The following is a 7,078-nucleotide window of genomic DNA, read 5'->3' as shown; positions in this document are numbered from 1 at the left end:
GGGTTTCTCCGCACTGGGGGGGGGGGGGGGGGGTTTGTGTCTCTTGGTCGGGGGGGGGGGGGGGGGGGAGGGCGGGGGGGGGGGCCCCCCCCCCCCCCCCCCGCCTGTTCTTTGCTCAACGAATGGCGGAAATACACCTTTGCTTAATGCCCGCTACTGGTCCGTCGTTCAACAGCGACAGGGCGTTGTTCGGGGCTGTGCGTAAAAGGCGGGTGTTGTGCGAAAAGGAAACGAGCGGGACGGACACCTCCGCACAAGGTGTACGTCCCGCTCGTCTCTTGGTGCACCGGGGCCGCCGGCCGGTCGGTGAGGGTCGGGGACCACCGACGACCCCGGAGTCAGGGGCCGGCGCCGCTCGGGCGCCGGCCGGTGGGTCAGCGGCTGTCGCTCCCGGAGGACTGCGCCGCCGCGCGGCCCGCCTCCAGTCGCGCCACCGGGATCCGGAACGGCGAGCAGGACACGTAGTCCAGGCCCACCTCGTGGAAGAAGTGCACCGACTCGGGGTCGCCGCCGTGCTCACCGCACACGCCGAGCTTCAGGTCCGGGCGGGTGGCCCGGCCGGCCTCGACGGCGCTCCGGACGAGCGAGCCGACGCCGTCCTTGTCGATGGTCTCGAACGGGCTGACGCCGAAGATGCCCTTCTCCAGGTACGCCGTGAAGAAGCTGGCCTCCACGTCGTCCCGGCTGAAGCCCCACACGGTCTGGGTGAGGTCGTTCGTACCGAAGGAGAAGAACTCGGCGGCCTCGGCGATCTGACCGGCGGTCAGCGCGGCGCGCGGCAGCTCGATCATCGTGCCGAGCGCGAGCTTGAGCTCGACGCCGGTCTTCGCCTCGACCTCGGCGATGACCTGCTCGGCCTCATCGCGGACGATCTCCAGCTCCTGGACGGTGCCGACGAGCGGGATCATGATCTCGGCGCGCGGGTCGCCCTTGGCGTTCTTGCGCTCGGCCGCGGCCTCGGCGATCGCCCGTACCTGCATGGTGAACAGGCCGGGGATGACCAGACCGAGACGGACACCGCGCAGACCCAGCATCGGGTTCTGCTCGTGCAGCCGGTGCACGGCCTGGAGCAGGCGCAGGTCGTTCTCGTGCGGCTCCTTGCGGGACTCGGCGAGGGCGACGCGCACCGACAGGTCGGTGATGTCCGGCAGGAACTCGTGCAGCGGCGGGTCGAGCAGCCGCACGGTCACCGGCAGCCCGTCCATCGCCTCGAAGAGCTCGACGAAGTCCTTCTTCTGCAGCGGCAGCAGAACCTTCAGCGCTTCCTCGCGCTCGTCCTCGGTGTCGGCGAGGATCAGCTTCTCGACCATCTCGCGGCGCTCACCGAGGAACATGTGCTCGGTGCGGCACAGGCCGATGCCCTGCGCCCCGAAGCGCCGCGCCCGCATCGCGTCCTCGGCGTTGTCCGCGTTGGCCCGTACGCGCAGGCGGCGCACCCGGTCCGCGTACGCCATGATCCGGTGCACGGCGGCGACGAGCTCGTCGGCGTCGTCGGCACCCGCGTGCATCCGGCCCTCGAAGTACTCGACGACCGGCGACGGCACGACCGGCACCTCACCGAGGTACACCTTGCCGGTGGAGCCGTCGATGGAGACGACGTCGCCCTCCTCGACCACCGTGCCGTTCACGGTCATCCGGCGGCGCTTGGTGTCGACCTCCAGCTCCTCGGCACCGCAGACACAGGTCTTGCCCATGCCGCGGGCGACGACGGCCGCGTGCGAGGTCTTGCCGCCGCGCGAGGTGAGGATGCCCTCGGCCGCGATCATGCCGTCGAGGTCGTCCGGGTTGGTCTCACGGCGGATCAGGATGACCTTCTCGCCGGAGCGGGACCACTTGACGGCCGTGTACGAGTCGAAGACGGCCTTGCCGACCGCCGCGCCCGGAGAGGCGGCGATACCGCGGCCGAGCTTCTCGACCTTCGCCGACTCGTCGAAGCGGGGGAACATCAGCTGGGCGAGCTGGGCGCCGGTGACGCGCTGCAGCGCCTCGGCCTCGTCGATGAGGCCCTGGTCGACGAGCTGGGTCGCGATCCGGAAGGCGGCACCGGCGGTGCGCTTGCCGACGCGGGTCTGCAGCATCCACAGCTGGCCACGCTCGATGGTGAACTCGATGTCGCACAGGTCCTTGTAGTGCGTCTCGAGCGTCTCCATGATCTGCATCAGCTGGTCGTACGACTTCTTGTCGATCGTCTCCAGCTCGGCGAGCGGCACGGTGTTGCGGATACCGGCGACGACGTCCTCGCCCTGCGCGTTCTGCAGGTAGTCGCCGTAGACGCCCTGGTGGCCGGAGGCCGGGTTGCGGGTGAAGGCGACACCGGTGCCGGAGTCGGGGCCGAGGTTGCCGAAGACCATCGAGCAGACGTTGACCGCGGTGCCGAGGTCGCCGGGGATGCGCTCCTGGCGGCGGTACAGCTTGGCCCGGTCGGTGTTCCAGGAGTCGAAGACGGCCCTGATGGCGAGGTCCATCTGCTCGCGCGGGTCCTGCGGGAAGTCGCGGCCCGTCCCGGTCTTGACGATCTTCTTGAACTGCTTGACGAGCTTCTTCAGGTCGGCGGCGTCGAGGTCGGTGTCGACGGTGACCTTCTTGGCCTCCTTGGCCGCCTCCAGGGCGTCCTCGAAGAGCTCGCCGTCGACGCCGAGGACGGTCTTGCCGAACATCTGGATGAGCCGGCGGTACGAGTCCCACGCGAAGCGCTCGTCGCCGGCCTGCTTGGCCAGGCCCTCGACGGACGCGTCGGAGAGGCCGATGTTCAGGACGGTGTCCATCATGCCCGGCATCGAGAACTTGGCGCCAGAGCGTACGGATACGAGGAGGGGGTTGTCGGCCTGGCCGAGCTTCTTCCCCATCTTCTGCTCCAGCGCGTCGAGGTGCGCACTCACCTCGTCACGCAGTGCCGCGGGCTCCTCGCCGCTGTCGAGGTAGACCTTGCACGCCTCGGTGGTGATGGTGAAGCCCGGAGGGACGGGCAGCCCGAGGTTGGTCATCTCGGCAAGGTTCGCGCCCTTGCCACCGAGGAGGTCCTTGAGGTCCTTGTTGCCCTCGGTGAAGTCGTAGACGAACTTCTGATCTTTGTTTTCCGACACGGGTCTCGACTCCTCGAGGCTCGGTGGCTGCCCTGACGGCGAGGAACATACCCAGATCGAAGGCGCCTGGGTACGTCCACTTGTCCGTCATTCGACCGTAACCACCCGTCCGCCAGCAGATCGCAGGTTACTTATGCGTTAAAAGCCACGCCCTGGTTTCTTCATGCCTCGAAGAGCGCTTGACCCAAAGCAGGCAATGCACGCTCGAATGAGCGCCCTTCAAGGCATCTGAGTTCAACTCTTGAACACAGAAGGGGTGGCACTGAGTGCCACCCCTTCTAAAAATGGAGCCACCCCGCGACCGCTCATCTGAGCGCAACCCTTATCAAGGGTGGCGAGAATCACGCCGCTCCGGACAGCGAAATTCCAGCATCCGGACCCGCCCCTGCCCGAGAACGGACACGGGTCCGCAGCCCGCTCCCGGGCCGCGCACGCGGCCGGTCCCCGGCCCGCATCCAGGCCCTGATCAGCCCCCCGAGGTGTCCAATTCCGCATCCTCGCTCACACCCGCACAGTCGTAGGGGTCCTTCAGCCAGCCGTCGGGAAGCACCACCCGGTTGTTCCCGGACGTACGCCCACGCGGCCCGTCCGCGCCCACCGGCCACGGCTGATCCAGGTCCAGCGCGCTCAGCTGAGCGCGCAGCTCGTCCAGCGACGACGTCACCGCGAGCTTCTTCCGCATCTCGGAGCCGACCGCGAAGCCCTTGAGGTACCAGGCCACATGCTTACGGAAGTCGATCACGCCACGGGTCTCGTCACCGATCCACTCCCCCAGCAACCGGGCATGACGCACCATGACGTCCGCGACCTCCCGCAGCGACGGGCGCGCATAGGTGTCCCTGCCCTCGAAGGCGGCGACCAGATCGCCGAACAGCCACGGCCGGCCCAGGCAGCCGCGCCCCACGACCACGCCGTCGCAGCCGGTCTCCCGCATCATCCGCAGCGCGTCGTCCGCCGACCAGATGTCGCCGTTGCCGAGCACCGGGATCTCGGGCACATGCTCCTTGAGGCGGGCGACGGCCTCCCAGTCCGCCGTGCCGCCGTAGTGCTGCGCCGCCGTGCGCCCATGGAGAGCGATCGCGGTGACACCCTCATCGACCGCGATACGGCCCGCGTCGAGATAGGTGATGTGGTCGTCGTCGATGCCCTTGCGCATCTTCATCGTGACGGGAAGGTCCCCGGCGTTGCCGACGGCCTCGTTCAGGATGGCCCGCAGCAGATTCCGCTTGTACGGGAGCGCCGAGCCGCCGCCCTTGCGCGTGACCTTCGGGACCGGGCAGCCGAAGTTCAGATCGATGTGGTCGGCCAGATCCTCGTCCACGATCATCCGCACCGCCTTGCCGACGGTGACCGGATCCACTCCGTACAGCTGGATCGAGCGCGGCGTCTCGGTCTCGTCGAAGTGGATGAGCTGCATCGTCTTCTCGTTGCGCTCGACCAGCGCCCGCGTCGTGATCATTTCGCTGACGAACAGCCCCTTGCCGCCGCTGAACTCGCGGCAGAGGGTGCGGAACGGCGCGTTCGTGATGCCGGCCATGGGAGCGAGCACCACAGGGGGCTGTACGGCGTGCGGGCCGATGGACAGCGTCGAGGGCTGGGCGAGCGTGGTCATTCGCCCATTGTCGCGCATTCCCCGGTTCATTAGTTAGGCGTACTATGCAGATATGGCCGTGTCCGACCCCGCATACGAGTCGGCGTCCCAGCTGAGCCGCCGACGACGCCTGCTGATCCTGGCCATCTGCTGCATGAGCCTGCTGATCGTCAGCCTGGACAACACCGTCCTCAACGTCGCCCTGCCCTCCATGCGCCGGGAGTTCGGCGCCACGGTCGCCGGAATGCAGTGGACCCTCGACGCGTACACCCTCGTCCTCGCCTCGCTGCTCATGCTCGCCGGATCGACCGCCGACCGGATCGGCCGCCGCAAGGTCTTCAAGACCGGGCTCGTCCTCTTCACCCTCGGCTCGGTCCTCTGCTCACTCGCGCCGAACCTCGAATCCCTCGTCGCGTTCCGCATGGTCCAGGCGGTGGGCGGCTCGATGCTCAACCCCGTCGCCATGTCGATCATCACCAACACCTTCACCGACCCACGCGAACGCGCCCGCGCCATCGGCGCCTGGGGCGGCGTCGTCGGCATATCCATGGCCGCCGGCCCCCTCGTCGGCGGCCTCCTCACCGAGACCGTCGGCTGGCGCTCCATCTTCTGGATCAACGTCCCCGTGGGCCTCGCAGCCCTGCTCCTCACCTGGCGCTACGTCCCCGAGTCCCGCGCCCCGAAGCCACGCCGCCCCGACCCGGTCGGCCAGCTCCTCGTCATCGCCCTCCTCGGCTCGATCACCTACGCGATCATCGAGGCACCCTCAGCCGGCCTGGGCGCCGTGCTCCCCTTCGCCGCCATCGCCGTCCTCGCCCTCGCCGGACTGCTCGCCTACGAACCCCGGCGCCACGAACCCCTCATCGACCTGCGCTTCTTCCGCTCCGCACCCTTCAGCGGCGCGACCGTCATAGCGATCAGCGCCTTCGCCGCGCTCAGCGGCTTCCTCTTCCTCAACACCCTGTACCTGCAAGACGTACGCGAACTGTCCGCGCTCCAGGCCGGCCTCTACATGCTCCCCATGGCCGCACTCACCTTCGTCTGCGCCCCACTGTCCGGCCGCCTCGTCGGCAACCGCGGCCCCCGCCTCCCGCTCATCGTCGCCGGAACCTCCATGGCCGCCTGCGGACTCCTCTTCGCCGCCTTCGAGGCCGAGACGTCCACGCCCCTCCTCTTCACCGGATACGTCCTCTTCGGCCTCGGCTTCGGCATGGTCAACGCCCCCATCACCAACACCGCCGTCTCCGGAATGCCCCGCTCCCAGGCGGGCGTCGCCGCCGCGATCGCCTCCACCAGCCGTCAGACAGGCGCCACCCTCGGCGTCGCGGTCATCGGCTCGGTCCTGGCAGCGGGCACGAGCGCGGCCGCCCCCGCGGCGGGCTTCGTCGACGCGAGCCGCCCCGCCTGGTGGATCATCATGGGCTGCGGACTGTCCGTCCTGGTCGTCGGCCTCGCGACCAGCGGACGCTGGGCCCGCAGGACGGCACGGCGGACGGCGGAACGGCTGGAGTCGTCGAAGGCCCGGGTGCCGGCGGAGAGCAGCCGTACGTCCTGATCGCCGCGAACCAGCGCCCGCTGTCACACCCTGTCGATACTCTGAGTGCTCGACCTGTTACGCGTGGCTGTATGGCTCCGTGTACGAGGAAGGGCGCATCATGACAGCGATGCTTGAGCGACCGACGACCATAGACACTCCCCACGGCTCTCAGCGCTTCGAGGCGCTGTGCCGGACCTTGCTGAGCATGGAGGTGCCCGACGGCTACCGGGCAGAGATCGTCGGGGGAAACATCGTCATGTCGCCGTGGTCCAGGGGCTTCTATCTGCCCATCATGGAGTCCATTCAGGACCAGCTGAAGCCCGAACGCCGTGAGGGTCACACGATGTCCGCGGCCCCGTTTCTGTTCACCTTCCCCGGTGAGGAGCGGGCGTACGGTCCCGATATCCACGCCGCCGCGACAGCTGCCTTCCAGACCGACTCCCACTACATCGACGGCGAGGCCCTCTCCTTCGTCTGCGAGCTGACGTCGTCCTCGACCCGGCTCGTCGACTGGCAGGACAAAGTGCCGGTCTACGGCAGGTCGGGCGTGCCGGTGTACCTCCTGATCGACGTGCAGGAGAAGGCTGCGACGGTGTTCTGGGAGCCGTCCGCGAAGGGCTACCTGTCACGGACCACGGTTCCGTTCGGTGCCAAGCTCGAGATCCCCGACCCCTTCGGCTGCGAACTCGACACCTCGACGTTCCAGATCCCTGCCGAGTCCACCGACGGCTGACGGGGCGCCGCACCCATGGATCGCCGGCCCCGGAAACGCCGACGGGCCCGGGGGGGGGGGAGGGGAGTGGGGGGCGAGATGGGGGGGGGGGGGGGGTCTGTGGTTGCCTCCCCGCGAAACCCTACGTGTCTATC

The 7,078-nt window shown here is 68.6% G+C and carries 4 protein-coding genes; 2 read left to right on the top strand and 2 right to left on the bottom strand.

Features of this window, described 5'->3' with window-relative positions:
* Nucleotides 1-374 precede the first annotated feature (374 nt).
* On the bottom strand, nt 375-3,083 hold the full coding sequence (ppdK, locus tag ACFV9O_RS11215; RefSeq protein ID WP_385415418.1) for a pyruvate, phosphate dikinase: 2,709 nt from the start codon (nt 3,081-3,083) through the stop codon (nt 375-377).
* Nucleotides 3,084-3,549: 466 nt separating this feature from the next.
* The gene (dusB, locus tag ACFV9O_RS11210) at nt 3,550-4,695 is read right to left on the bottom strand and encodes a tRNA dihydrouridine synthase DusB (RefSeq protein WP_385415415.1); all 1,146 of its coding nucleotides are present in this window, start codon (nt 4,693-4,695) and stop codon (nt 3,550-3,552) included.
* Nucleotides 4,696-4,747: 52 nt separating this feature from the next.
* On the opposite strand from dusB, the gene ACFV9O_RS11205 reads away from it, so the two are divergent.
* Entirely contained in the window at nt 4,748-6,229 is a 1,482-nt protein-coding gene (locus tag ACFV9O_RS11205; RefSeq protein WP_385415414.1) for an MFS transporter, read from the top strand.
* Nucleotides 6,230-6,329: 100 nt separating this feature from the next.
* Nucleotides 6,330-6,944 carry a Uma2 family endonuclease gene (locus ACFV9O_RS11200; RefSeq protein WP_385415412.1) on the top strand — a complete coding sequence of 205 codons (615 nt, stop codon included), beginning with the start codon at nt 6,330-6,332 and terminating at the stop codon, nt 6,942-6,944.
* Nucleotides 6,945-7,078 lie beyond the last annotated feature (134 nt).

It is taken from the genome of Streptomyces sp. NPDC059909 (genome assembly GCF_042730885.1).
Taxonomy (GTDB): domain Bacteria; phylum Actinomycetota; class Actinomycetes; order Streptomycetales; family Streptomycetaceae; genus Streptomyces.
Note: the sequence above shows the minus strand (reverse complement) of the source record. Positions and strands in the feature narration are given on the sequence as shown.